The sequence below is a fragment of the Methylobacterium sp. D53M genome, assembly GCF_053345625.1.
In genome coordinates, this window is record NZ_JBKFAL010000010.1 from 74,331 (window position 1) to 98,684 (window position 24,354).

The 24,354-nt window shown below is 71.7% G+C and carries 20 protein-coding genes; 10 read left to right on the forward strand and 10 right to left on the reverse strand.

The window, feature by feature from the left end; all coding sequences use genetic code 11:
* Positions 1 to 6 precede the first annotated feature (6 nt).
* The 6 genes from ACLBYG_RS16080 to ACLBYG_RS16105 form a co-directional block, all read right to left on the reverse strand.
* Positions 7 to 1,611: a sulfite reductase subunit alpha gene (locus ACLBYG_RS16080; RefSeq protein WP_447682062.1), complete on the reverse strand. Its 1,605-nt coding sequence runs from the start codon at positions 1,609 to 1,611 to the stop codon at positions 7 to 9.
* The gene (locus ACLBYG_RS16085) at positions 1,608 to 3,425 is read right to left on the reverse strand and encodes a NirA family protein (RefSeq protein ID WP_447682063.1); all 1,818 of its coding nucleotides are present in this window, start codon (positions 3,423 to 3,425) and stop codon (positions 1,608 to 1,610) included. Before ACLBYG_RS16085 ends, ACLBYG_RS16080 begins: the two co-directional genes overlap by 4 nt.
* 10 nt (positions 3,426 to 3,435) lie before the next feature.
* Positions 3,436 to 4,689 carry an NAD(P)/FAD-dependent oxidoreductase gene (locus tag ACLBYG_RS16090; RefSeq protein WP_020094182.1) on the reverse strand — a complete coding sequence of 418 codons (1,254 nt, stop codon included), beginning with the start codon at positions 4,687 to 4,689 and terminating at the stop codon, positions 3,436 to 3,438.
* A 578-nt stretch (positions 4,690 to 5,267) separates the two neighbouring features.
* The gene (locus ACLBYG_RS16095; RefSeq protein ID WP_020094181.1) at positions 5,268 to 5,447 is read right to left on the reverse strand and encodes a hypothetical protein; all 180 of its coding nucleotides are present in this window, start codon (positions 5,445 to 5,447) and stop codon (positions 5,268 to 5,270) included.
* Positions 5,448 to 5,574: 127 nt separating this feature from the next.
* Complete coding sequence (locus tag ACLBYG_RS16100) at positions 5,575 to 6,573, reverse strand: CmpA/NrtA family ABC transporter substrate-binding protein (RefSeq protein WP_447682064.1); 999 nt, start codon at positions 6,571 to 6,573, stop codon at positions 5,575 to 5,577.
* Positions 6,570 to 7,157 carry an ANTAR domain-containing response regulator gene (locus tag ACLBYG_RS16105; RefSeq protein WP_026605088.1) on the reverse strand — a complete coding sequence of 196 codons (588 nt, stop codon included), beginning with the start codon at positions 7,155 to 7,157 and terminating at the stop codon, positions 6,570 to 6,572. The genes ACLBYG_RS16100 and ACLBYG_RS16105 overlap by 4 nt, the downstream gene beginning before the upstream one ends.
* 221 nt (positions 7,158 to 7,378) lie before the next feature.
* Between ACLBYG_RS16105 and ACLBYG_RS16110 the strand changes: the two genes are divergently transcribed.
* The 7 genes from ACLBYG_RS16110 to ACLBYG_RS16140 all read left to right on the forward strand — a co-directional run bounded on the left by ACLBYG_RS16110 (position 7,379) and on the right by ACLBYG_RS16140 (position 17,583).
* Complete coding sequence (locus tag ACLBYG_RS16110) at positions 7,379 to 7,978, forward strand: hypothetical protein (protein ID WP_091681144.1); 600 nt, start codon at positions 7,379 to 7,381, stop codon at positions 7,976 to 7,978.
* Between the two features lie 108 nt (positions 7,979 to 8,086).
* A complete protein-coding gene (locus ACLBYG_RS16115; protein WP_447682065.1) occupies positions 8,087 to 9,976 on the forward strand; it encodes a glycoside hydrolase family 15 protein in 1,890 nt (629 codons plus the stop codon).
* Positions 9,973 to 12,048: a transketolase gene (tkt, locus tag ACLBYG_RS16120; RefSeq protein WP_091681140.1), complete on the forward strand. Its 2,076-nt coding sequence runs from the start codon at positions 9,973 to 9,975 to the stop codon at positions 12,046 to 12,048. Before ACLBYG_RS16115 ends, tkt begins: the two co-directional genes overlap by 4 nt.
* Positions 12,049 to 12,131: 83 nt before the next feature.
* Positions 12,132 to 14,981, forward strand: coding sequence for a bifunctional transaldolase/phosoglucose isomerase (locus tag ACLBYG_RS16125; RefSeq protein ID WP_447682066.1), 2,850 nt, complete (start codon positions 12,132 to 12,134; stop codon positions 14,979 to 14,981).
* Between the two features lie 131 nt (positions 14,982 to 15,112).
* The gene (gnd, locus tag ACLBYG_RS16130) at positions 15,113 to 16,090 is read left to right on the forward strand and encodes a phosphogluconate dehydrogenase (NAD(+)-dependent, decarboxylating) (RefSeq protein WP_020094173.1); all 978 of its coding nucleotides are present in this window, start codon (positions 15,113 to 15,115) and stop codon (positions 16,088 to 16,090) included.
* 57 nt (positions 16,091 to 16,147) lie between these two features.
* Positions 16,148 to 16,873: a 6-phosphogluconolactonase gene (pgl, locus tag ACLBYG_RS16135; RefSeq protein ID WP_447682067.1), complete on the forward strand. Its 726-nt coding sequence runs from the start codon at positions 16,148 to 16,150 to the stop codon at positions 16,871 to 16,873.
* A gap of 188 nt (positions 16,874 to 17,061) precedes the next feature.
* Positions 17,062 to 17,583, forward strand: coding sequence for a cysteine dioxygenase family protein (locus tag ACLBYG_RS16140; RefSeq protein ID WP_100252413.1), 522 nt, complete (start codon positions 17,062 to 17,064; stop codon positions 17,581 to 17,583).
* 22 nt (positions 17,584 to 17,605) lie between these two features.
* Here the strand turns inward: ACLBYG_RS16140 and ACLBYG_RS16145 are convergent, their stop codons facing one another.
* Positions 17,606 to 18,067: an Lrp/AsnC family transcriptional regulator gene (locus ACLBYG_RS16145; protein WP_012319278.1), complete on the reverse strand. Its 462-nt coding sequence runs from the start codon at positions 18,065 to 18,067 to the stop codon at positions 17,606 to 17,608.
* Between the two features lie 35 nt (positions 18,068 to 18,102).
* Complete coding sequence (locus ACLBYG_RS16150) at positions 18,103 to 19,227, reverse strand: 2'-deoxycytidine 5'-triphosphate deaminase (protein ID WP_091927075.1); 1,125 nt, start codon at positions 19,225 to 19,227, stop codon at positions 18,103 to 18,105.
* A 256-nt stretch (positions 19,228 to 19,483) separates the two neighbouring features.
* On the opposite strand from ACLBYG_RS16150, the gene apaG reads away from it, so the two are divergent.
* Genes apaG through speG form a run of 3 tightly spaced genes read left to right on the forward strand, consistent with a single transcriptional unit; the run spans position 19,484 to position 21,646 of the window.
* Positions 19,484 to 19,876 (forward strand): Co2+/Mg2+ efflux protein ApaG, encoded by a 393-nt coding sequence (gene apaG / locus ACLBYG_RS16155; protein ID WP_012319280.1) that lies wholly within the window; start codon positions 19,484 to 19,486, stop codon positions 19,874 to 19,876.
* Between the two features lie 34 nt (positions 19,877 to 19,910).
* Positions 19,911 to 21,080, forward strand: a complete 1,170-nt coding sequence (argE, locus tag ACLBYG_RS16160; RefSeq protein ID WP_447682068.1) for an acetylornithine deacetylase — start codon at positions 19,911 to 19,913, stop codon at positions 21,078 to 21,080.
* Positions 21,077 to 21,646, forward strand: coding sequence for a spermidine N1-acetyltransferase (speG, locus tag ACLBYG_RS16165; protein WP_056533992.1), 570 nt, complete (start codon positions 21,077 to 21,079; stop codon positions 21,644 to 21,646). The genes argE and speG overlap by 4 nt, the downstream gene beginning before the upstream one ends.
* A 91-nt stretch (positions 21,647 to 21,737) precedes the next feature.
* Here the strand turns inward: speG and ACLBYG_RS16170 are convergent, their stop codons facing one another.
* Together ACLBYG_RS16170 and ACLBYG_RS16175 are read right to left on the reverse strand one after the other, a co-directional pair.
* Positions 21,738 to 22,997: a hypothetical protein gene (locus ACLBYG_RS16170; protein ID WP_447682069.1), complete on the reverse strand. Its 1,260-nt coding sequence runs from the start codon at positions 22,995 to 22,997 to the stop codon at positions 21,738 to 21,740.
* Between the two features lie 169 nt (positions 22,998 to 23,166).
* Entirely contained in the window at positions 23,167 to 24,204 is a 1,038-nt protein-coding gene (locus ACLBYG_RS16175) for an Hsp33 family molecular chaperone (RefSeq protein WP_447682070.1), read from the reverse strand.
* Positions 24,205 to 24,354: the final 150 nt, after the last annotated feature.

Here is a 24,354-nt window from a genome sequence, read left to right on the forward strand (position 1 = left end):
TGCGGTTCAGTACACGTCGGCCTGATACCGCCCGGCCTTCTTGAGCGCGGCGAGATAGGCCACCGCGTCCTCGGGGCTCTTGCCGCCGAACTGCGCCGCCACGTCGATGATCGCCCGCTCGACGTCCTTGGCCATGCGCTTGGCGTCGCCGCAGACGTAGAAATGCGCGCCGCCCTCGAGCCACTTCCACAGCTCGGCGCCGTTCTCGCGCATCCGGTCCTGGACGTAGGTCTTCTCCGTCCCGTCCCGCGACCAGGCCAGGGACAGGCGGGTGAGCACCTTGTCGTCCTTCAGGCTGTTCAGCTCGTCCTTGTAGAAGAAGTCCGAGGCCTGCCGCTGGTGGCCGTAGAACAGCCAGTTGCGGCCCGGCGCCCGCGTGGCGGCGCGCTCGCGCAGGAAGGCCCGGAACGGCGCGATGCCGGTGCCGGGACCGCACATGATCACGTCCTTCGACAGGTCGGCCGGCAGGCCGAAGCCGTGCGCCTTCTGGAGGTAGACCTTCACCTTGGTCTGCTCCGGAAGACGCTCACCGAGGTGCGTCGAGGCCACGCCCAGCCGCAGCCGCGAGCGGTGGTTGTAGCGCACCGCGTCCACGGTCAGCGACACGCGGCCGACATCCATCTTGGGCGAGGACGAGATCGAGTAGAGCCGCGGCTGCAGCTCGTCCAAGGCCTCCAGGAAGACCTCGGCGTCGGGCCGCGCGCCCGGGAACTTGTGGAGCGCGCCGAGCACGTCGAGATAGGCGGCGTCGCCGTCCGGATCCTCGCCGGAGGCGAGCGCCTGCGCCTTCTTGCGCGCCGCCCCGGAGGTGAGCAGCGACAGCAGCTGGTACAGATTGTCGGGCGCCGCGCCGAGCGCGTAGTTGATCAGCAGGTGCTCACGCAGGGTCCTTTCCCCGATCACCCGCTCGGGCCGGGCGCCGAGTTCCGCGATCACGGCATCCACCAGTGCCGGGGCGTTGGCGGGGAACAGGCCCAGCGAGTCGCCGACCTCGTACTGGATCGGCGTGCCGTCGAGCCCGATCTCGATGTGCCACGTCTCCTTCTCGCCGCCCGGATCGTTGAGGCGTCGGCGGGACAGGAACAGCGCCTCGACCGGGTTCTCGCGGCAGTAGCCGAGCGGGCCGAGATCGGCCGCCGCCTTCGGGGCGTCGTCCTCCGCCTTCGGCGCCGCGGAGGCGCCGCCTGCGGCGCCGAACTCCTCGTCCAGCTTCTTGAGCATGCGCAGGGTCTCTTTGCCGCCGGGCTGGCAAAGGTTCAGGCGCGCCTCGTTCTTGAGGAAGATGGCGTTGGCGTAGTCGGCGCAGTTGTAGCCGCACTGGCCGCAATCCTGCTGGGCCATGGCGGCCATCAGCTTCTGCGGTTCGGGCCGGTCCTTGGCCATCGCCATCCGGTCGGCGATCGGCACGGACGGGTCGTGCCAGGGGGCGTCGTCGTTGTCGGCGAGTTTGGGGCCCGTGGCGGGGCCCTCGCCGGGCGCGAGCGCCGTCGCGCCCGCGACGGCGGGGCCGAGCAGGGCCGCGAAGTAGCCCGAGAGCCAGGCGCGCTGGTCCTCGTTGAAGGGCGCGGTCTCGGGGATCAGGACGAGGGGGGGCGAGACGTGCTGGGTCATGCGGCGGCCTTCAGGGCGGGCTGGTCCTCGGCGGCGTCGCGGAGCGCCTCCGCGCCGGTGCGGCTGGTGAAGGCCTGGAAGCTCTCCTCGGGGCCCTGGCGGAGGGCGAGGTAGGCGCGCAGCAGCGCCTCGACGCGGGCGGGCGCATCCTCGGCCTTCACGGCCTTCCAGATCTCGGTGCCGATCTTCGGGTTCTCGGCGAAGCCGCCGCCGACCACGACGTCGTAGCCCTCGACGGTGTCGCCCTCCTCCGAGACGACGACCTTGGCGCCGATCAGCCCGATATCGCCGATGTAGTGCTGGGCGCAGCTGTGATGGCAGCCGGTGAGATGGACGTTCACCGGCACGTCGAGGTTCGGCAGGGCCGTCTCGACGTGGTCGGCGATGATCAGCGCGTGGCCCTTGGTGTCGGAGGCCGCGAACTTGCAGCCCTTCGCCCCCGTGCAGGCCACGAGACCGGAGCGGATGCCCGCCGCCTTGGTGGTGAGGCCGAGATCGAGCACCCGCTGCTCAACCTCGGCGACCTTCGCGTCCGGAACCCCGGAGAAGATGAAGTTCTGCCAGACGGTGAGGCGGATCTGGCCATCGCCGCACTCGGCGGCGATCTTGGCGAGCGCCCGGACCTGATCGCTGGTCATCTTGCCGACCGGAAGGACCACGCCGATCCAGTTGAGGCCGGGCTGCTTCTGGGCGTGGACGCCGACATGGGCGAACCGGTCGGTGGCCTTCCGCGGCGCGACGTGCTCCGGGGCGACCCGGTCGAGCTTGCGGCCGAGCTTGTCCTCGACGGCCGCGAGGTACTTGTCGAAGCCCCAGGCGTCGAGGACGTACTTCATCCGGCTCTTGTTGCGGTTCGTCCGGTCGCCGTTCTCGATGAACACCCGGATGATCGCGTCGGCGACGGCGTTGCAGTCCTCGGGCTTCAGCACGATGCCGGTATCGCGGGCGAGGTCCCGGTGGCCCGAGATGCCGCCGAGCACGAGGCGCATGTAGATGCCGGGCGGCACGGCGGCGCCGTCCAGCACTTCCACGGCCTGGAAGCCGATGTCGTTGGTCTCCTCCAGGGTCGGCATCACGCCGCTGCCATCGAAGGCGACGTTGAACTTGCGCGGCAGGCCGTAGAGCGAGCGGTCGTTCAGGATCCAGTTGTGCCAGGACTTGGCGAGCGGGCGCGTGTCCAGAAGCTCCTGGGCGTCGATGCCGGCGGTCGAGGAGCCGGTGACGTTGCGGATGTTGTCGGCGCCCGCCCCCCGGGCCGTGAGACCGATATCGGTGAGCCCGTCGAGGAAGGGCTGGGCGTGCTCGGGATCGATCTCCCGCACCTGCAGGTTCGCCCGGGTGGTCACGTGGACGTAGCCGCCGCCGTGCTGGTCGGCGAGGTCGGCGATGCCGGCGAATTGCCAGTGGTGCAGGATCCCGTTCGGGATCCGCAGCCGGCACATGTACGAGACCTGGTTCGGCGCCACCCAGAACATCCCGTGGTAGCGCCAGCGGAAATTGTCCTCGGGCTTCGGCTGCTTGCCGGCGGCGGCCTCCTGGATGAGGCGGTTGTGGCCGTCGAACGGGTTCTCGGCGCGCTTCCATTTCTCCTGGTCGCAGAGCTTGCCGCCGTCCTTGACGGTCCGGTCCTGCGCCTTGATGTGGATCGCGTCCGGGCCCGTCGGCTCGGCCGGCGGCGCGGCCGCCCCCGCCCCGCCCGCGGCCAGGCCGCCGGTCAGGCGGACGGCGGCGATGCCGGAGGCGAAGCCCTCGAGGTAGCGCTTCTGCTCGGCCTCGAACGCGCCCGCGGCGGTCTGGGTGGTGGTCTCGGACATCCGCGCCTCCTCAAGCAGCCAGGGGCTCGGGCGCGGGGCGCCCGAACATCAAGTCGTCCACGTTCTCGATCGGGTCGCCGGAGCGGATCAGCCCCTTGCAGGCGCCCTGCTCGGCGATGTCGCCGACGAACACCGCGCCGATCAGCCGGCCGCCGCGCACCAGCAGCTTGCGGTAGAGGCCGGCGCCGGGGTCGGAGAGCACGATCGCCTCCGCGTCGTCGGGCGTGTCCACGATCCCGGCCGAGAAGACCGGCAGGCCCGAAACCTTCAGGCTCGTGGACAGGGCCGTGCCCCGGTACTCGGCCGGCTCGCCCGAGAGGTGGCGGGCGAGCGTGTCGGCGTGCTCGTAGGCGGGCTCGACCAGACCGTAGATCTGGCCGCGGTGCTCGGCGCACTCGCCGAGCGCGAAGATCCGCGGGTCCGAGGTGGTCATCCGGTCGTCGACCGTGATGCCCCGGCCGATGGCCAGCCCGGCTTCCTGCGCCAGCGCCACCGAGGGGCGCACGCCCACCGACATCACCACGAGGTCGGCCGGGAGCGCGGTGCCGTCCGCCAGCACGAGGCGCTCGACCCGGGACGCGCCCTCGATCCGGGCGGTGTCGGCCTTGAGGATGACGCGCACGCCCCGCGCCTCCATGGCGCGCTTCACCAGCCCGGCGGCGTGGTGATCGAGCTGGCGCTCCATCAGCCGGTCCATGACGTGGAGCAGCGTGGTCTCGACGCCGAGGCGCGCGAGCCCGACCGCCGCCTCGAGGCCCAGGAGGCCGCCGCCGATGACGATGGCCTTCGCGTGCTGCACGGCTGCACGGCGGATCGCCGCCACGTCGGCGAGGTCGCGGAAGGTGATGACGCCCGGAAGGTCCATGCCGGGCTTCGGCAGGCGGATCGGCAGGGAGCCGACCGCGAGGACCAGGCGGTCGAAGGGCAGGACGTGGGTCTCGCCCACGATGACGAGCCCGTTCTCCCGGTCGATCCGGGTCGCCGGCGCGCCGGTGATCAGGCGGATGCCGTGATCCGCGTACCAGTCGAGGCCCCGGAAGGCGCAGGCCGCCTCGTCGACCTCGCCGCCGAGCAGCGAGGAGAGCAGGACCCGGTTGTAGGCGGCCGTGGGCTCGGCCCCGATGCAGGTGATGTCGTAGCGGCCGGGCGCGGCCTCGGTCAGCCGCTCCAGGAAGCGCAGCGAGGCCATGCCGTTGCCGACGACGACCAGCCTCTCGCGCGGCGGGCCGTTCCCGGCGCCCGCGTCGTGTCCGCGTGTGTCCATGGGGGATGTCGCCATCGCTCGATCGCGTCTGGAACCTCGAGTGCAGGGTCGTTGGCGGACCGCCCACGAAAAAGCCGCTGCCGGTCGTCTCCCGGCAGGCTTCAGCCCCAGGGAGAACCGGATCAGCGGCCTCGCTGACGGCGCTGTCCGTCGCCGTTGACGGACGGGGGGAGGTTTGCAGGTTCCGTGCCAGACGCCGCGCGGTCCGCGAGCGCCGCGCGGACCCGCAGGATCGGTGGGGCGGCCGGGACGTTTCGGCCGTCGAGGCGGCGGCTTCGGCACTGCACAAAAACTGTGCGACCCGTCGCAAAAGCGATCACGGGCGGACCGCGCTTTCCGGCAGCGACAGGAAGGTCCGGAAATTTCCGGAGGCGCGTCGACGGGGGCCTACCGCGCGCAAGCGATCGCCGCGTCGGACCCGATAGGCTGACCGGCAACGCGCAGCTTCGGATTATGATGAACGTACTACGTCAGTTCTCGCGGCTATATCGCCGCGAGTCACACCGATTCTCGAGTTGTAGAATCGCAGGCGCGCAATGCCGGCGCCTGGAACGCGCCCGCATCGACGTCGCGGTCCGTTACAGGAGTGTCGACAGCATCGCCAGGAGCCCCAGCGTCGGCATCGCGCCGGCGGCCAGGACCCAGTACCAGGCGTGGTGCGATCCCGCCCGACGGTTGTCGTTGCAGGCGCGGGGCACGCGGCCGCCCCGCGTGACGTAGCGTCGAAGCTCGACCCGCCCGCGCGGATGCGAGATCAACGATCCAGTTTCGAGTTTGCGGCATCCGGGCATGGCTCAAGCACAACGGGCGAGCGTGCCGCGCGTTCCGCCGCTGTTCGCCGCGATTCCGCGCGCCGATGACGAACCGCGCGAAGTGTCGCCGTCGTCAGAGATCCGCCATCGCCGCCCTGTACAGATCCGCCCTGTAGACGGTCGCGATCGCCGCCGTGATGTCGAGCTGCGCGGGCACCTGCTGCGACGCCCGCATCTGCTCCAGCAGCCACCGGGCCTGCGCGGCGCGCGGCTCCTCGACCGCCGCGCCGAAGCGGATGCGCGTGCCGGGCCCGGCGGACGGGTCCGGATCGCCGAAGGCCCGGCCGACCAGGGCGGGATCGAGATCGAGATAGGTCCGGCGGGCGAGGCGATGGATCAGCTCGGTCCGGTTCTCCGGATCCGCGCACCAGCGTCCGGCCCGGGCGACCGCCCGCACCAGCGGCAGGATCGCGCCGTCGAGCCGCGCGGAGACGGCCAGCACCTTCTCGGTCGCGTTCGGCGCGAGGGCGCTGCCGTGGACGGCCACACGCCCGTGGCCGGCCGCGACCGCCACGTCGTTCCAGGGCGCGCCCGCGCAGAACCCGTCGACCAGACCGCGCGCCAGCGCCTCCACGCAGTGCTGCGGCGGGACCACGACGGTGCGGAACGCCGCCGCGTCGAGGCCGCCGGCCTCGGCGAACAGCCGCACTTGGTAGCTGTGGCACGAGAAGGGATGCACCGTGCCCAGGGTCAGCGGGGTGCCGGCGCGGTGCCGGGCCTCCGCCACGCCCGCGAAGGCGCGGGCGACATCCGCCAGGGCCTCGCTGGCCGGGTCCATCGCGCCCCAGAGCGTGTTGGACAGCGTGACGGCGTTGCCGTCGGTGCTGAGCTGGAGCGGCACGATCAGGTCGGAGGGCGGCCCCGACAGGGCGAGCCGGCTCGCCAGCGCCAGCGGCGCCAGCATGTGCGCGCCGTCGAGATGGCCCAGCGCCAGCCGGTCGCGCAGCGTCGCCCACGAGGGCTCGGCGGTGAGGTCGAGGTCGAGCCCCTCGGCCCGGGCGAAGCCGAGTTCGTGGGCCGCGATTAGGGGCGCCGCGTCGCAGAGCGGAACGTAGCCGAGCTGGAGCCTCATCCGAGCAGGTCCGCGGTGGTGACGATCGCCCGGGCGATGTCGGCGATCTTGCGCTTCTCGTTCATGGCCTTGCGGCGCAGCTGCTTGTACGCCTCGTCCTCGGAGAGGCCCTTCATGGTCATCAGGATGCCCTTCGCCCGCTCGATCAGCTTGCGGTCGGCGAGTTCGCCCCGCGCCTCCGTCAGCTCGCGCTGGAGGCGCGCGAAGGCGTTGAAGCGCAGGATCGCGATGTCGAGGATCGACTTGATCCGTTCGGCCCGCAGCCCGTCCACCACGTAGGCGGAGATCCCGGCATCGACGGCGGCCTGCATCATGGTCGAGTCTGAGCGGTCGACGAACATCGCCACGGGCCGCTCGACCTGCCGGGAGACACCCGACATCTGCTCCAGGATGTCCCGGCTCGGGCTCTCCAGATGGATCACCACCACGTCGGGCTTGAGCGCGGCGACGCGCTCCATGAGGTCGGCGGTGTCGGGAATCACGACCACGCGCCCGATCCCGGCGGCGCGCAGGCCCTCTTCCAGGATGGCCGCGCGGGCGCGGCTCGGGTCGATCACGGCGACGGTGAGATTGGTTTCAGTCATCGTGGCCCGGTACGGGGCGGGTCTTCTTCTCGAGGCCGGCCCGGCGCGGGCCGCCGCGAGCTAAGCAAGGCCCGTGCCCGTGCTGGGCCCGCGGCGCCCGTTTCCGCGGAACCCCACCTTGCGGCACCAGTAACCGCTGCGCAAAGAAACGGTCCAGCTTCCGCCGCAATGCTGGCCGCACTGTACAGGCCTCGCGGCTGTCAAGGAGATCGGTGATTCGGATGCGCAGGCCAGATCAGCCCGCCCTGACGGCCGCCGCCCACGGCCGCGTATCCATGCCCTTCCTGCCGACGCTGGCCGTCGTGGCAATCCTGGGCGTGGCCTCGCTCTACTGCCCGACCTCGAAGCCGGGGCAGCCCGGCGCCCGGGTCGAAGCGGGCGTGTCCGCCGCGCCCGGACCCACGGATTTCGCGCCGATCGCCGCCGTCGCGGCGCCGGGCCGCCCGCCCGCCGTGATCGCGTTCGCCGAGCAGTACCCGCTCGACGCCGTGATCGCGCGGACGGGGTCCCTGCCCGCCCGTCCGGCCGTGGCCGCACGGGCGAACGCCCACGTCGCGGCCGCGGGCCGGCGCGCCTGCCCCGGCCGGCGCTGCCCCGAGACGCCCCGCAGCAACACCGATCCCATGGCGCCCGCCCGCGGGGCGGCCGATGAGGCCGAGGACGCCCTGCTCCCGTCGCAGGCCATGCCCTTCGCGGCCTCGGTGGTGGAGACCCTGGTTCCGGCCGCGCGGGCCGTCGGCGACGCGGCGAATCTCGTGCGCAGCAGCGCGAGAGTGGTCCAGGGCACGGTGGCCCTGGCGGTGGCCGACTGCCTGCGCTGACCGCGTCGGGCAGCGGGCACCCCGACCTCTGGATCTCGTGACCGGACGTCCTAGGTGCGTCGCAGCGGACGGCCCGGACTGCCGGCCGCGGACCGGGGCCGGGGCCGGATGGCTGCACGCATCGAGGATTACGCGCTCGTCGGGGATTGCCGGAGCGCGGCGCTGATCAGCCGTCAGGGCAGCGTCGACTGGTTGTGCTGGCCGCGCTTCGACGCGGCCGCCCTGTTCACCAGCCTCCTGGGAACCGAGGCGCACGGCTTCTGGAAGATCTTCCCCGAGGCCGAGCACGTCGAGACGCGCTGGTCCTACCGGCCGGGCAGCCTCGTGCTGGAAACCCGCCACACCACGCGGCAGGGCGAGGTCCTGGTCACGGATTTCATGCCGGTCGGCGACGGGTCCCATCTGGTGCGGCTCGTCGAGGGCGTGCACGGGCGCGTCGCCATGCGGATGGAGATGGCGGTCCGGTTCGATTACGGCTCGGCCGTGCCCTGGGTCTCCCGCTCGGAGCTGGGCGACCTGCGCGCCGTCTCGGGCCCGCACAAGGTCGTGCTGCGCACCGACGTCCATCTCAAGGGATCGGACGCGCAGACGACGGTGTCCGAGTTCACCGTCCATGCCGGTGACAAGCACCGGTTCGTCCTGAGCTACGGTCCCTCCCACGAGGACGACCCGCCCCCGATCGAGCCGCGCAAGGTCCTCGAGGCCACCGACCAGCACTGGCGCGAATGGTCGTCGCGCTGCGCCGGCGGCACGGGCTGGGACCGGATGCTCCAGCGCTCCCTCCTGACCCTCAAGGCGCTGATCTACGAGCCCACCGGCGGCATCGTGGCGGCGCCCACGGCCTCCCTGCCGGAGGGGCTCGGCGGGATCCGGAACTGGGATTACCGGTTCTGCTGGCTGCGCGACTCGACCCTGACGCTGATCGCCCTGATGGACGGCGGCTACATCGACGAGGCGCGCGACTGGCTGGGCTGGCTGCTGCGGGCCGTGGCGGGCAATCCCGAGCAGGCGCACATCCTCTACGGCATCGCGGGCGAGCGGCTGCTGCCCGAGATCGAGCTGGACTGGCTGCCGGGCTACGAGAACTCGCGGCCCGTCCGCATCGGCAACGCCGCCGCCAGCCAGTTCCAGCTCGACGTCTACGGCGAGCTGTTCGACGCGCTCTACCAGGCCCATGCCCGCGGCCTGCCGGTGAGCAAGGACGGCCTGCGGGTCGGCCTCGCGATCCTGAACCACCTGGAGACCGCGTGGCGCGAGCCCGACGAGGGGATCTGGGAGGTGCGCGGCGGGCGTCGCCACTTCACGCACTCGAAGGTCATGGCCTGGGTGGCGTTCGACCGGGCGCTGCGCATGCACGAGATGCACGAGAACGGCGCCACGCAGGAGCAGGCCGAGCGCTGGCGCGCCGTCAAGGACGAGATCCACGCCGAGGTCTGCGAGAAGGGCTTCGACCCCGCCCTCAACAGCTTCGTCCAGTCCTACGGCGCGAAGGCCCTGGACGCGAGCCTCCTGCTCATCGCCCATACCGGCTTCCTGCCGCAGCACGATCCCCGGGTGGTCGGCACCGTGGAGGCGATCGGCAAGGGGCTGATGCGGGACGGCTTCATCCTCCGCTACGAGACCGAGGGGCAGACCACCGACGGGCTGACCGGCTCCGAGGGGGCTTTCCTGCCCTGCACCTTCTGGTACGTGGACAACCTCATCGGCCTGGGGCGGCGCGACGAGGCCGGGGCACTGATCGAGCGCCTGATCGGCATCTGCACCGATCTCGGCCTCGTCAGCGAGGAATACGACGTGCAAGCCAAGCGTCTTGTGGGTAACTTCCCTCAGGCGTTCACCCACGTCGCCCTCGTCAACACGCTCCTCAGCTATACGCGCGGCGAAGGGCCGGCGGATCGGCAGGGTGGTAAGGCCAACGGAGCTCCTCCCGCCGTCCTACGGCAGCGCGAAGCCGCGAAGCGGACCGCGCGAGGCGAACTGGAAGACGCGACATCATGAGCGGTGCTGACACTCCCGCCAAGGCGGCCCTCGCTGAGATCGATACGCTCAGCATCAACACGATCCGGACGCTCGCGATCGACGCGGTGCAGAAGGCCAATTCGGGCCATGCCGGCGCGCCCATGGCGCTGGCGCCGGTCGCCTACACGCTGTGGAACCGCTACCTGCGCTACGACCCGGCGCATCCGCACTGGCCGAACCGCGACCGGTTCGTGCTGTCCTGCGGCCACGCCTCGATGCTGCTCTACGGGCTGCTGCACCTCGCGGGCGTCGCCGAGAGCGACGGCGGCAATGCCCCGGCGGTGTCGCTGGAGGACATCAAGAAGTTCCGGCAGCTCGACAGCCGGACCCCGGGCCACCCGGAATACCACTTCACCACCGGCGTCGAGACCACCACGGGCCCGCTCGGCCAGGGCGTCGCCAACTCGGTCGGCATGGCCATGGGCAGCCGCTTCCTCGGCCAGCACCTGAACCGGCCGAACCTGCCGCTGTTCGACTACAACGTCTACGCCGTCTGCTCGGACGGCGACCTGATGGAGGGCGTCGCCTCGGAGGCCGCCTCGCTCGCCGGCCACCTGCGCCTCGCCAACCTCTGCTGGATCTACGACGACAACACCGTCACCATCGAGGGCCACACGGAGCTGGCCTTCGGCGAGGAGGTCGCGACCCGCTTCCTGGCCTACGGCTGGCAGGTGCTGCGCGTCGCCGACGCCAACGACGTGCACGCGCTGGCGGGCTCGATCGAGACCTTCCTGGCCACCAACGACCGCCCGACGCTCATCATCGTCAAGTCGGTGATCGGCTACGGCGCCCCGAAGAAGCAGGGCACCTCCAAGGCGCACTCCGACGCGCTCGGCGAGGACGAGGTGAAGGGCGCCAAGCGCGCCTACGGCTGGCCGGAGGACGCGCAGTTCCTCGTGCCGGACGGCGTGCAGGAGAACTTCCGGAACGGCATCGGCAAGCGCGGCGCCGGCCTCTACGATTCGTGGCAGGGCCTGCTCGCCAAGGCGAAGGAGGCGGACGCCGCCCACGCCGAGGACCTGAACGCCTTCCTGGAAGGCCGCCTGCCGGAGGGCTGGGACAAGGACATCCCGGTCTTCGAGCCGGACGCCAAGGGCCTCGCCACCCGCGAATCCTCCGGCAAGGTGCTGAACGCCATCGCCCAGCACGTGCCGTTCCTGCTCGGCGGCTCGGCCGATCTGGCGCCGTCCAACAAGTCGAACCTGACCTTCGAGGGCGCGGGCTCGTTCGGCCCGTTCTCGCCGGGCGGCCGCAACCTGCATTTCGGCGTCCGCGAGCACGCCATGGGCTCGATCGTGAACGGGCTCGGCCTCTCCGGGCTGCGGGCCTACGGCGCGACCTTCCTGGTCTTCGCCGACTACATGCGCCCGCCGATCCGGCTCGCCTCGCTCATGGAGCTGCCGGTCTTCCACATCTTCACCCACGACTCGATCGGCGTGGGCGAGGACGGGCCGACCCACCAGCCGGTGGAGCAGCTCCTGTCGCTGCGCTGCATCCCGGGCCTCGTGACCCTGCGCCCGGCCGACGCCAACGAGGTCGCCGAGGCCTACCGGGTGATCTTCACGCTGAAGAACCAGCCGGCGGTTCTCGCCCTCTCGCGCCAGCCGCTGCCGACCCTCGACCGCGCGAAGTACGGGGCCGCCTCCGGCACCGCCAAGGGCGGCTACGTGCTGGCCGACAGCGAGGGCACGCCCGACGTGATCCTGCTCGCCTCGGGCTCCGAGGTGCAGCTCTGCGTCGGTGCCTACGAGGCCCTGAAGGCCGAGGGGGTGAAGGCCCGGGTCGTGTCGATGCCGTCCTGGGACCTGTTCGAGCGCCAGGACGAGGCCTACCGCGACTCGGTGCTGCCCCCCGCCGTCAAGGCCCGGGTGGCCGTCGAGCAGGGCAGCGTCATCGGCTGGGACCGCTACGCCGGTTCCGAGGGTGCGATCATCGGCATGCACACCTTCGGCGCCTCGGCGCCGATCAAGGATCTCCAGACCAAGTTCGGTTTTACCCCCGAGAAGGTCCTGGACGCCGCGAAGGCGCAGGTGGCCAAGCACAGGAAGTAGTCCGGGGGCCTGCTCTCCCGCCCGGTCCGGGCGGGAGGGTGCGTTCGGGCGAGAGTACGCGGTACGCGAGGCGAGGAACCGACATGAACGCGCTCAAGGCCCTGCACGACGAACAGGATCAGGCGGTCTGGCTCGACTTCGTGGCCCGCGGATTCATCGAGAAGGGCGAGCTGAAGCAGCTCGTGGAGCGCGACGGCCTGCGGGGCGTCACCTCCAACCCGTCGATCTTCGAGAAGGCGATCGGCCACTCGGACGAGTACGACGACAGCCTGAAGGCCGTGCAGGCGACCGGCGACAGCCGCGTCATCGACCTCTACGAGGGGCTCGCCATCGCCGACATCCAGGCGGCCGCCGACGTGCTCCGCCCGGTCTACGAGGCGAGCGACGGTGCCGACGGCTACGTCAGCCTGGAGGTCTCACCCTACCTCGCCCTCGACACCGAGGCGACGCTGGCCGAGGCGCGCCGCCTGCACAAGGCGGTCTCCCGCGACAACCTGATGGTCAAGGTGCCGGCCACCCCGGAGGGGATCCCGGCGATCCAGCAGCTGACGAGCGAGGGCATCTCGATCAACGTCACCCTGCTGTTCTCGCAGGAGGCCTACGAGGCCGTGGCGCGCGCCTTCATCGACGGTCTCGACGCGCGCGCGAAGGCCGGCCACGACGTCTCGCGGATCGCCAGCGTGGCGAGCTTCTTCATCAGCCGCATCGACGTCCTGGTCGACAAGCTCCTCGATGAGAAGATCGCGCAGGCCAACGACCCGGACGAGAAGTTCGCCCTGGAGCAGCTGAAGGGCAAGGTGGCGATCGCCAACGCCAAGCTCGCCTACCAGCGCTACAAGACGATCTTCGCCGAATCCAAGTGGACCGCGCTGGCCGAGAAGGGCGCCAAGGCGCAGCGGCTGCTCTGGGCCTCCACGGGCGTGAAGAACAAGGCCTATTCCGACGTCCTCTACGTCGAGGAGCTGATCGGGCCGAACACCGTCAACACGATGCCGCCGGCCACCATGGACGCGTTCCGCGACCACGGCGTGGTGCGGGCCACGATCGAGGAGGACGTGCCCGGCGCCGAGGCCGTGATGGCCCGGCTCGCGCGGACCGGCATCGACATCGAGGCGGTGGCCGAGCGACTGGTGAAGGAGGGCGTGCAGCTCTTCATCGACGCCGCCGACAACCTGCTGGGCGCCGTCGCCGGCAAGCGCGTCGCGCTGCTGGGCCACCGCCTGGACGGGCAGAGCCTCGCCATGGACGACACCCTGGCGGCCGAGGCCAAGAAGGCCGTCGAATCCTGGCGCGCCAGCGGGTCGATCCGCCGGCTCTGGGCGGGCGACGCCTCGGTCTGGTCCGGCCACGACGAGGCGAACTGGCTCGGCTGGCTGCACATCGTCGAGGAAGAGCTCGAGAAGGCCGCCGACTACGCCGCCTTCTCCGACTGGGTGAAGGCGGAGGGCTTCACCGACGCCGTGGTGCTGGGCATGGGCGGGTCGAGCCTCGGACCGGAGGTCCTCAGCCTGACCTACGGTCAGCGCGAGGGTTTCCCGAAGCTCCAGATCCTCGACTCGACCCACCCGGATCAGGTGCGCGCCCTGGAGGCGAGCATCGACCTCGGCAAGACGCTGTTCATCGTCGCGTCCAAGTCCGGCTCGACCCTGGAGCCGAACGTCTTCCGCGACTACTTCCTGGCCCGCGCCAAGGACGTGCTCGGCGAGAAGGCCGGCGAGCATTTCGTGGCGGTCACTGATCCCGGCTCCGACATGGAGCGCGCCGCCAAGGCGGATGGGTTCAAAAAGATCTTCTACGGCGTGAAGCAGATCGGCGGGCGCTACTCGGTGCTCTCGGCCTTCGGCCTCGTGCCGGCCGCCGCCATGGGGCTCGACGTGAAGGCGCTCCTCGAGACCGCCCGCATCATGGTCCGCTCCTGCGGCCCGGCCGTGCCGCCGGCCGTGAACCCGGGCGTCCTGCTGGGCACGGCCATCGGCGCCGCGGCGCTCGCCGGCCGCGACAAGGTGACGATCGTCGCCTCGCCGGCGATCGCGAGCTTCGGCGCCTGGGCCGAGCAGCTGATCGCGGAATCGACCGGCAAGCAGGGCAAGGGCCTCGTGCCGGTGGACGGCGAGCCGGTCGGCGTTCCGGCGGTCTACGGCCACGACCGGTTCTTCGTCTACCTGCGCCTCGACGGCAACGCCGAGGCCGCGCAGGACGAGGCCCTGCGCGCCCTGGAGCGGGACGGCCACCCGATCGCCCGCATCACCCTCGACTCGATCGAGCAGCTGCCGCAGGAATTCTACCGCCTGGAGATGGCGACCGCGGTGGCCGGTGCGGTGATCGGGATCAACCCGTTCGACCAGCCCGACGTCGAGGCCAGCAAGGTCGAGACGAAGAAGCTGTTCGCCGAGGCCGAGGCGAAGGGCGCCCTCCCCGCCGAGACGCCGCTCTACGAGGACGACTGGGTCGCGCTCTACGCCGATCCGCGGAACGCCGACGCCCTCAAGCCGGCCGCCGAGGGGCTCGAGGCCGCGATGAAGGCGCAGATCGGCCGCCTGAAGGACGGCGATTACCTGGGGCTCCTGGCCTACGTCCCGCGCGACGCCGAGGCCGCCGCGATCCTGCAGGAGCCGCGGATCGCCGTGCGCGACGCCCGCAAGGTCGCGACCTGCCTGGAGTTCGGGCCGCGGTTCCTCCACTCGACCGGCCAGGCCTACAAGGGCGGCCCGGATACCGGCGTGTTCCTGCAGATCACCGCGGACGCTGCCGAGGACCTGCCGATCCCGGGCCGGAAGCTCGGGTTCAGCACCGTCGTCGCGGCGCAGGCGCGGGGCGACTTCGCCGTCCTCGCCGAGCGCGGCCGGCGGGCGCTGCGCGTCCACCTCAAGGGCGGCGACACGAAGGCCGGCCTCGTCCGGGTCGCGGCGGCCCTGAAGATGGCGGTCGTCTAGCCGTCCCGGACCGCCGGCGGGGGGCTTCCCGGCCCGCCGCCGGTCCGCCGCGGCGGATCGCCTGTGACGTCGGTGAAGCCGTAGGGGCCTGACCCTCGCCGCGCGGGGGCAATCGGTAAGGAAGGGCAGCAATGCAACTCGGCATGATCGGCCTCGGCCGGATGGGCGGCAACATCGTCCGGCGTCTCCTGCGCGACGGGCACACAGCCGTGGTGTTCGACCAGAACCCGGCGGCCGTCGCCGCCCTGGTCGAGGCCGGTGCGGTCGGCGCGTCGAGCCTGGAGGACCTGGTCTCGAAGCTCGAGGTGCCGCGCGCGGCCTGGGTGATGCTGCCGGCCGGGGCGATCACCGAGCAGACCGTCCAGGCGCTCTCGGGGCTGATGCAGGCGGACGACTGCATCATCGACGGCGGCAACTCCTTCTACGGCGACGATGTCCGCCGCGGAGCCGCCCTGAAGGAGAAGGGCCTGCACTACGTGGATGTCGGCACTTCGGGCGGCGTCTGGGGCCTGGAGCGCGGCTACTGCATGATGATCGGCGGGGACAAGGAAGCCGTCGACCGCCTCGACCCGATCTTCAAGACCCTGGCGCCCGGCATCGGCGACATCCCGAAGACGCCGAACCGCGAGGGGCGCGACCCCCGCGCCGAGCAGGGCTACATTCACGCGGGCCCGACCGGCGCCGGCCACTTCGTCAAGATGGTCCATAACGGCATCGAGTACGGCCTGATGCAGGCCTACGCGGAGGGCTTCGACATCCTCCGCCACGCCAACGCGTCCGACCTGCCGGCCGAGCGCCGCTTCGATCTCAACATGGGCGACATCGCCGAGGTCTGGCGCCGCGGCAGCGTCGTCTCGTCCTGGCTGCTCGACCTGACCGCCCAGGCACTCGCGGGCGACGAGCAGCTCACCGACTTCTCCGGCTACGTCGAGGATTCGGGCGAGGGCCGCTGGACCATCAACGCCGCCGTCGAGGAGGGCGTCCCGGCGACGGTGCTCTCCGCCGCCCTCTACCGCCGCTTCCGCTCCCGCGAGCACGCGAGCTACGCCGACAAGCTGCTCTCGGCGATGCGCAAGGGCTTCGGCGGCCACCAGGAGCCGAAGGGCTGAGCGGGACGCCCGCCGGCCGACCTCTGTCCGACCACCGAAGCCGCAGGGCCCGAACCCATGAGTCTTCCCGTCGGAACCCACGTCCTGAAGGATCCGGAGGCGGTCGCCCGCGAGGCGGCCGAGCGGATCATCGTGGCCTGCGGCGAGAGCCGGTCCGACCGGATCGCGCTCTGCCTCTCGGGCGGCTCGACGCCCAAGGTGCTGTACGGCCTGCTCGCCGGGCCGGACTACGCGGCCCGGGTGCCGTGGGAGCGGATCCACTGGTTCTTCGGCGATGACCGCGCCGTGCCGTGGGACGATCCGCGCAGCAATGTCCGGATGGTTCGGGAGGCCTTCGGGCACGGGTCCCGGATCCCGCCGACGCATCTCCACTTCATCCCCTCGGACGAGGGTCCGGAGGCGGGCGCCCGCGCCTACGAGCGGACGCTCCTCGACTTCTACGGGGCCGAGCGCCTCGATCCGGCCCGCCCGCTGTTCGACCTCGTGCTGCTCGGCCTCGGCGAGGACGGGCACACCGCCTCGCTGTTTCCCGGCAAGCCCGCCGTCGACGAGACCCGGCGGCTCGTCGTCGCCGTGCCCGAGGCCGGCCTGGAGCCGTTCGTTCCGCGGATCAGCCTGACGCTGCCGGCGCTCGCGTCCTCCCGGCACGTGCTGTTCCTCGTCACCGGGGCCGGCAAGCGGGCCCCGCTGGCCCGACTGGCCGCCGGCGAGATTCTGCCGGCCGGCCGCGTAACCAGCGCGGGCGCCGTGGCGTGGCTGCTCGACGAGGCCGCGGCCGGCTGAACCCGCCGCGCCGGCGTCAGCCGCGCGGGAATGATCGGGCGCGCGCAACACCATTTCCTACTCGGGCGTCTCCGAGCAATGGTATTGCCACGTCGCACGTGATGACGCTCGAGAACGCAACCCGTCATCGCCAGCCTCTGGGTATCCTTCGTGCAGCCTCGTGAAAGGGCACCGAAGGAGACCTGCCGATGCCGCAGACCACCACCCCGACCGACGTCGAGGCGATGCTGGCGAACCTCGCGCGCTCCGCGAGCCGCTCGCCGGAGGCCTATCTGGCCTCGGCCCGGGCGACCCTGGTGCGCCTGCTGGCCCAGCCGGATCTGCTCGACCCGTCGCGGCTGGTCGGCCGGGGGCCCGGCCTGAGCCGGAATCTCCTGTTCGGCACCGAGGCGATCAGCGTCTGGGCGATGGTCTGGGCGCCCGGCACGGTCACGCCGGTCCACGACCACCACTGCTCGTGCTGCTTCGGCCTGCTGCGCGGCAGCCTCCGGGAGACGTGGTATCGCCCGATCAGCGAGACCCACGCGGTGGCGACCATGGACGCCGTCCGCGAGCCCGGCTTCGTCGCCTGCATGATGCCCACGGGGCCGAACCTGCACCGGATCGCCAATGACGGGCCGGAGGCGGCCGTCTCGATCCACGTCTACGGCTACGACCACCGGGCGCAGGATTCGTCGATCCATCGGACCTACGCGGTGGCGGCGGGCTGAGCCCCGCCGCGGCGCGATCGGGTCACGCCACGTAGATCGTCGGGACGGCGGTCGTGTACTTCATCTCCTCCATGGCGATGGACGAGGACAGGTTCGAGAAGTCGAGCTTGGCGATGAGGCGCTGGTAGACCGCGTCGTAGGCCTCGATATCGGGCACCACGATCCGCAGCAGGTAGTCGATCTCGCCGGTCAGGCGCCACGCCTCGACGATCTCCGGGAATCCGGCGACCACCCGCCGGAACGCGTCCGACCAGTCTGCGGCGTGGCGCGGCGCCTTCACGGCCACGAACACCGTGGTGGGGACGTTGACCTTGCGGCGGTCCACCAGGGCGACCCGGCGGCGGATCACCCCGGACGCCTCCAGCTTCTTCACCCGCCGCCAGCACGGCGCCGCGCTGATGCCGACCTGTTCGGCGAGTTCGGCCACCGGGAGCGTCGCGTCCTGCTGGAGGAGATCGAGGATCTTCCGGTCCACGGCGTCCATGCGATCGATGCTCCCGTCGGCGCGTCCGGGCCGGACTACAGGGCGAAGTGCTTCGAGAGCTTGAGCCCCTGGGCCTGGTAGTTCGAGCCGGCCCCCGCCCCGTAGAGCGTCTCCGGCAGGTCGAGCATCCGCTCGTAGACGAGGCGGCCGACGATCTGCCCGTCCTCCAGAAGGAAGGGCACGTCGCGGGAGCGGACCTCCAGCACGGCCCGCGCGCCCGCCCCGCCGGCCCCGGCATAGCCGAAGCCCGGGTCGAAGAAGCCCGCGTAGTGGACGCGGAACTCGCCCACGAGGGGATCGAACGGCACCATCTCGGCGGCGTGGTCCGGCGGGACCTGCACGGCCTCCTTGGAGGCCAGGATGTAGAACTGGCCGGGGTCGAGGATCAGGCTGCCCGATCCGTCGGCGGCGAGGGGCTCCCAGAAATCCGCCGCCCGGTGGCGGCCGGGGGCGTCGACGTCGACGAGGCCGGTGTGGCGCTTGGCCCGGTAGCCGACGAGGCCGTCGAAGCCGGCGAGGTCGACCGAGACCGCCACGCCGCCCTGGAAGGACGGGCTGCCGGCGTCGACCAGGGCCGAGCGGGCGTGCAGCAGGCCGAGCTCGGCCTCGGTCAGCCGCGGCGCCCCGCGGCGGAAGCGGATCTGCGACAGCCGCGAGCCGCTGCGCACGAGGACCGGGAAGGTGCGCGGCGAGATCTCCGCGTAGAGCGGCCCGTCGTAGCCGGGCTCGACCTGATCGAAGGCCTCGCCCCGGTCGGTGATCACGCGGGTGAAGACGTCGATGCGCCCGGTCGAGCTCTTCGGGTTCGCGGCCGCCGCGAGATCGGCCGGCAGGGTGAGGCTCTCCTGAAGCTCCGCGATGTAGACGCAGCCCGTCTCCAGGACGGCGCCCGGGCGCAGGTCCACGGCATGCAGCGACAGCCGGTCGACGCACGCCTGGACCGTCCGTCCCGAGCCGGGCAGGAAGCTCGTCCGCACCCGGTAGGCCCTGGCGCCCAGGCGCAGGTCGAGGCTCGCGGGCTGGATCTGATCGGCCGCGAAGGGGCTCGCATTCCGGATGCCGCCCGCCCGCGCGAGGGCGGCGATCGCCTGGGCCGGCAGGATGCCGGATCGGCCGTCCGCGCTCGTCTCGGCGGCTCCCGTGGCTGCGCCCGCGTTCATCGCGCCCCTGACTCCCTCGCGCGCCCCGGCCGGTCCGCGTCACGCCGAGCAGCGTTGTCCGCCGGGACCCGCTAACGCGGGCTTAACCGCGTCCGGAGGCCTCGTGAGGCCGGCGCCGCGACCGGCGGCCCGCCGCGCCGCGCGAGGTAGTCCGCCGCAATTGACGGCGATTCCGCCGCCCACTACCACCGGCCGGGAAGCGCGTTCCATTCGGCTTCAGCGAGTCGTACCGTCCGAAGAAGGGCCAATTAGGGCGATGTACAAGGCCGAGACGCGGGGAATAAGTGTGACGGTCCAGTCTCGTTTCGTCGAGGAGGAGTCCTCGCCGACCGAGAGCCGGTACTTCTTCGCCTACACGGTCGAGATCGTGAACAACGGCAGCGAGCAGGTCCAGCTGCGCTCGCGCCACTGGCGGATCATCGACGGGCACGGGGCCTGCCAGGAAGTGCGCGGCACCGGTGTGGTCGGCAAGCAGCCGGTGCTGGAGCCGGGCGAGTCCTTCTGCTACACCAGCGGCTGTCCGCTCAACACGCCCGACGGGTTGATGGCCGGCAGCTACACCATGGCGACGGTGGCCGGCGAGAGCTTCGAGGCCGAGATCCCCGCCTTCTCCCTCGACAGCCCGCACGTCCGCCGCAGCCTGCACTGAGGTCCCGGCCCGGGGCCTCGCCCCGGAGGAATCCATGTCCGCGACCGGCGAGCGGCTGAGCCCGCTCGACATGCTCGCCCGCCTCGTGTCCTTCGACACGGAGAGCGACAAGTCCAACCTCGCCCTGATCGACGCCGTCTGCGCCTATCTCGACGGCTGGGACGTCCCGTACCTGCGCCTCCCGAACGCGGCGGACGACAAGGCCGCCATCCTCGCCACGGTCGGCCCGATGGTCGACGGCGGCACCGTCCTGTCCGGACACACCGACGTGGTGCCGGTGGCGGGCCAGGCCTGGACCGGCGACCCGTTCACCCTGCGCGTCGCCGACGGCCGTGCCTACGGACGGGGCGCGGTCGACATGAAGGGCTTCGACGCGCTGGCCCTGGCGCTCGTGCCCGACATGCTCGCCGCCGGCCTGAAGCGGCCGATCCACATCCTGCTCTCCTACGACGAGGAGACGACCTGCCTCGGCTCGATGGACGGGATCGCGCGGTTCGGCGACGGCCTGCCCCGGCCGGCCGCGGTGATCGTCGGCGAGCCCACCGGGATGGAGGTGGCGGACGCCCACAAGAGCATCGTCACCTGCCTCACCACGGTCCACGGCCACGAGGCCCATTCCGCCCGCCCCGCCCTCGGCGCGAACGCCGTGTCGGCCGCCTGCGACCTCGTCGCCGGCCTCAACCGGATCGCCGACCTGATGATCGAGCGCGGTGACCCGTCCGGGCGGTTCGACCCGGCCTCGACCACGGTCCATGTCGGGACGATCCAGGGCGGCACCGCCCGCAACATCCTCGCCAAGGAGTGCCGCTTCCTCTGGGAGTATCGCGGCCTGCCGGATCTCGACCCGGCCGAGATCCCGCGGCTCTTCGCGGCCGAGGTCGAGCGGGTCACCCGCGAGCGCCTCAACCGCTACGGCGCGTTCGGGCGGATCGAGACGCTGGAGGAGGTCGACATCCCCGGCCTCGCCCCGGAGCCGGGCTCGGCGGCCGAGCGCCTCTGCCTGCGCCTCGCCGGACGCAACCACACCGTCGCGGTCCCCTACGCCACCGAGGCCGGGCGCTTCCAGGCGGCCGGTCTCCCGACGGTGGTCTGCGGCCCCGGCGACATCGCCCAGGCGCACCAGCCCGACGAGTTCATCACCCTCGACGCCCTGGGCCAGGGTGAGCACTTCCTGCGCGAGCTGATCGAGGCCAGTGCGTCATGAATGCGGTGACCGGTATCACCATCAAGCTGCGTCCGCTGGAGCGGGAGGACCTGCGCTTCGTCCACCAGCTCAACAACAACGACAGCATCATGCGCTACTGGTTCGAGGAGGCCTACGAGTCCTTCGCCGAGCTGCAGCAGCTCTACGAGCGCAACATCCACAACCAGACCGAGCGGCGCTTCATCGTGGCCGATCCGAGCGGGGAGCCGGCCGGGCTGATCGAGCTCGTCGAGATCAACCACCTGCACCGGCGCTGCGAGTTCCAGATCGCGATCCACCCGAGCTTCCAGGGCCGCGGCTACGCGTGGCAGGCCACCCGGATCGCCATGGATTACGCGTTCAGCGTGCTCAACATCCACAAGCTCTACCTGCACGTCGACCGGGACAACGCCCGGGCCGTGCGGATCTACGAGCGCTGCGGCTTCCACCCCGAGGGCGTGCTGAAGGACGAGTTCTTCGTGAACGGGCGCTACCGCGACGCCGTGCGGATGTGCCTGTTCCAGCCGGACTACCTGAGGGCCCGCGGCGGAGGCGGCGACATCGCCGAGCCCGTCCTGAAGGTCTGAACCGGGTCTCGTCCGCCGCCGACGGGCGATGGACGAGCTCGAAACGACGCGGGGGCGGAGCCCGTCGGCCTCGCCCCCGCGCTCACGCCGCTCAGTTGCGGCCGGCACCGCCCGTCTGGCCGCCGGCCCGGCCGGCACCCTGGGCGCCGCCCATGGCACCGTTGCCGCCCCCGCTGCCGCCGCTCATGCCGCCGCGCTCCGCGCCGCCCGTCCGGCCGCCCTCGGCGCCGGCCTTCATGCCGCCCTGCTGGCCGCCGCGGTCCGACGCGTTCCGGATGCCGTCCTGCTGACCGCCGCGCATGTCGCTGTTGCGCATGCCGTCGTTGTTGCCTTCCTGCTGACGGGAGGCCTTGTCCATCCCGCGATCCTGGCCGCGGTCGTTCCGGTCCATCCGGCCTTCGTTGCGGCCCTCGTTCCGCGACGCGTTGCGGATGCCGTCGCGCTCGCCACGGTTGTCGAAGCGCGCGCCGGCGCGCTGCTCGGAGCGGAAGCTCGCGCTGACCGCGCCGCCGCCGCTCAGGCGCCGGTACTCGGCGGAGCCGTAGCGCACCCGCTGGCCGCGGATCGTAACGAAGCGGTCCTCCTGGACGGAGACGAGGCGGCGGTATTCGGGGGAGCCGTACACCACGCGCTGGCCGCGGATGACGACGTAGCGCTCGCGCGGGCCGGTCTCGCGGACGCTGACCAGGCGGCGGTACTCGGGCGAACCGTAGAGCACGCGCTGGCCGCGGATCACGACGTAGCGCGCGCGCGGGCCGCGATTCTCGGTGACGATCAGGCGGCGATACTCCGGCGAGCCGTACACGACCCGGCGGCCGCCGATGAACACGTAGCGGCCCTCGCGGCGGAAGCCGCCCTCGACCCGCTCGGACCGGACATCCGTCCGGCTCACGTCGGTCCGACCGCGGAAATCGGTCCGGTCGGCGCGACGGTCACCGCGGCGGTCACCGCGATCGGCACGCGCGCCGTCGCGATCCCCGCGCTCGTCGCGGTCGGTGCGATCACCGCGACGGTCGCCCCGCTCGGCGCCGGCCCGGTCCTTGTCCTGAGCCATGCGATCCTGACCCGTGCGGCCCTCGCCGCCGGCCTCGCGGCCCTGCGCGGACCGGCCTGCCTCGGCACCGGAGCGCTCGGACGCCGCCTGGCGGCCGCCCTTCATGTCACCTTGCATGCCACCCTGGGCGCCGCCCTGCATGCCGCCGCGCTCGCCGCCGCCGGCCTTCATGCCGGACTCGGCGCCACCCTGACCGCCGCGACCGCCCATCCCGGCGCCGCGATCGGCGCCACCCTGCTGGGCGTAGGCCGAGGTGCTGATCAGCAGCGCGGCCAATCCGATCGACAATTTCCGCATGGCGTACCCTCCAATGTTGAATCTGCGACGCAACGTCAAAGGTCGCGAAACGGTTCAGCCTGGAGGGCTCAAAAATTTACGCAACGAATACCGATCTTCGTGCGTTTCGCGCGGAAAAGCTTGGCCGTAGACGCGGACATGCTGGTCCGCAGGCCCGCTGTCCTGCGCTCTACTGGCCCGGCTGTCCGGCGATCTCGGCCTCGACCTCCTGGGGGTCGAGGTCGTAGCGTCGGGAGCAGAACTCGCAGGTGATGACGATGCGCCCGTCATCCGCCACCATCTCGTGCCGCTCCTGCGGCGTGAACGAGCGGATCATGCCCATCACGCGCTCTCGCGAGCAGCGGCAAGTCTCCTGGACGGGCTGGCGGTCGAACACCCGCACACCGCGCTCGTGGAACAGCCGGTAGAGCAGCCGCTCGCTGGACACGTTCGGGTCGACCAGCTCGTGATCCTCGATGGTCGCGACCAGCGAGCGGGCCTCGACCCAGGCATCGTCCTCCGGCGCGTCCCCCGAGAGGTGCGCGTGGCCCTCCGGGATATCGCCCGGGGGCAGGTCGGCGAGGCGCGCCCGATCCACCGACTGGGGCAGGAACTGCACGAGCAGGCCGCCGGCCCGCCAGCGCCCGGCCCCCTCCTCCACGGCCTCGGCCACGGCGAGTCGCACCTGCGTGGGGATCTGCTCCGACTGGCGGAAATACTGGTGCGCGGCCTCCTCCAGGCTCTGGCCCTCGAGGGCGACGACGCCCTGGTAGCGGCTCGCCGCTGTGCCCTGGTCGATGGTCATGGCGAGGTGACCGGTGCCAATCAGCTCGGCATCCTTGAGCGGGCCGGTCCCGAGGGCCGCGACCCGCTCCGGCTCGAACCGCGCGGTGGCGCGCAGCCGGTCCGGGGCCTCGAAATCGACCACGATCATCGCGACCGGACCGTCCGTCTTGGTCTGGAGCTGGAACCGGCCCTCGAACTTGAGCGAGGAGCCGAGCAGCACCGTCAGCGCCGCGGCCTCGCCGAGGAGGCGCGCCACCGGGTCCGGGTAGCCGTGGCGGCGCAGGATCGTGTCGACGGCCGGGCCGAGCCGGACGACGCGGCCGCGGACGTCCAGCGCCTCGACGGCGAAGGGCAGGACGGCGTCGTCCGCGCCGGCATGGCCGTTGCCGGCATTCTGGGGCTGGGATGGCGACTGGGGGTGCGACTGCGTTCCTGAGGTCATGCCCTCTCCGATCGATGCGTCCGGCGGCGCGTGCCGGCAAAGCGGGGATCCGTCCTCCCGGGGGCCGGGCGGCGTGAGGCGATGACCTTGGCGGAGCGATCGGATCCCTCACCCCGTCCAGCCCGGAGCGGGAGCGGCGGCGCAGCGCGC

Bases quoted from the DNA above. Each gene is read 5' to 3' on its own strand.
- ACLBYG_RS16080 (WP_447682062.1), bottom strand. From the start codon at position 1,611: ATGACCCAGCACGTCTCGCCCCCCCTCGTCCTGATCCCCGAGACCGCG.
- ACLBYG_RS16085 (WP_447682063.1), bottom strand. From the start codon at position 3,425: ATGTCCGAGACCACCACCCAGACCGCCGCGGGCGCGTTCGAGGCCGAG.
- ACLBYG_RS16090 (WP_020094182.1), bottom strand. From the start codon at position 4,689: ATGGACACACGCGGACACGACGCGGGCGCCGGGAACGGCCCGCCGCGC.
- ACLBYG_RS16100 (WP_447682064.1), bottom strand. From the start codon at position 6,573: ATGAGGCTCCAGCTCGGCTACGTTCCGCTCTGCGACGCGGCGCCCCTA.
- ACLBYG_RS16105 (WP_026605088.1), bottom strand. From the start codon at position 7,157: ATGACTGAAACCAATCTCACCGTCGCCGTGATCGACCCGAGCCGCGCC.
- ACLBYG_RS16110 (WP_091681144.1), top strand. From the start codon at position 7,379: ATGCGCAGGCCAGATCAGCCCGCCCTGACGGCCGCCGCCCACGGCCGC.
- ACLBYG_RS16115 (WP_447682065.1), top strand. From the start codon at position 8,087: ATGGCTGCACGCATCGAGGATTACGCGCTCGTCGGGGATTGCCGGAGC.
- tkt (WP_091681140.1), top strand. From the start codon at position 9,973: ATGAGCGGTGCTGACACTCCCGCCAAGGCGGCCCTCGCTGAGATCGAT.
- ACLBYG_RS16125 (WP_447682066.1), top strand. From the start codon at position 12,132: ATGAACGCGCTCAAGGCCCTGCACGACGAACAGGATCAGGCGGTCTGG.
- gnd (WP_020094173.1), top strand. From the start codon at position 15,113: ATGCAACTCGGCATGATCGGCCTCGGCCGGATGGGCGGCAACATCGTC.
- pgl (WP_447682067.1), top strand. From the start codon at position 16,148: ATGAGTCTTCCCGTCGGAACCCACGTCCTGAAGGATCCGGAGGCGGTC.
- ACLBYG_RS16140 (WP_100252413.1), top strand. From the start codon at position 17,062: ATGCCGCAGACCACCACCCCGACCGACGTCGAGGCGATGCTGGCGAAC.
- ACLBYG_RS16145 (WP_012319278.1), bottom strand. From the start codon at position 18,067: ATGGACGCCGTGGACCGGAAGATCCTCGATCTCCTCCAGCAGGACGCG.
- ACLBYG_RS16150 (WP_091927075.1), bottom strand. From the start codon at position 19,227: ATGAACGCGGGCGCAGCCACGGGAGCCGCCGAGACGAGCGCGGACGGC.
- apaG (WP_012319280.1), top strand. From the start codon at position 19,484: ATGTACAAGGCCGAGACGCGGGGAATAAGTGTGACGGTCCAGTCTCGT.
- argE (WP_447682068.1), top strand. From the start codon at position 19,911: ATGTCCGCGACCGGCGAGCGGCTGAGCCCGCTCGACATGCTCGCCCGC.
- speG (WP_056533992.1), top strand. From the start codon at position 21,077: ATGAATGCGGTGACCGGTATCACCATCAAGCTGCGTCCGCTGGAGCGG.
- ACLBYG_RS16170 (WP_447682069.1), bottom strand. From the start codon at position 22,997: ATGCGGAAATTGTCGATCGGATTGGCCGCGCTGCTGATCAGCACCTCG.
- ACLBYG_RS16175 (WP_447682070.1), bottom strand. From the start codon at position 24,204: ATGACCTCAGGAACGCAGTCGCACCCCCAGTCGCCATCCCAGCCCCAG.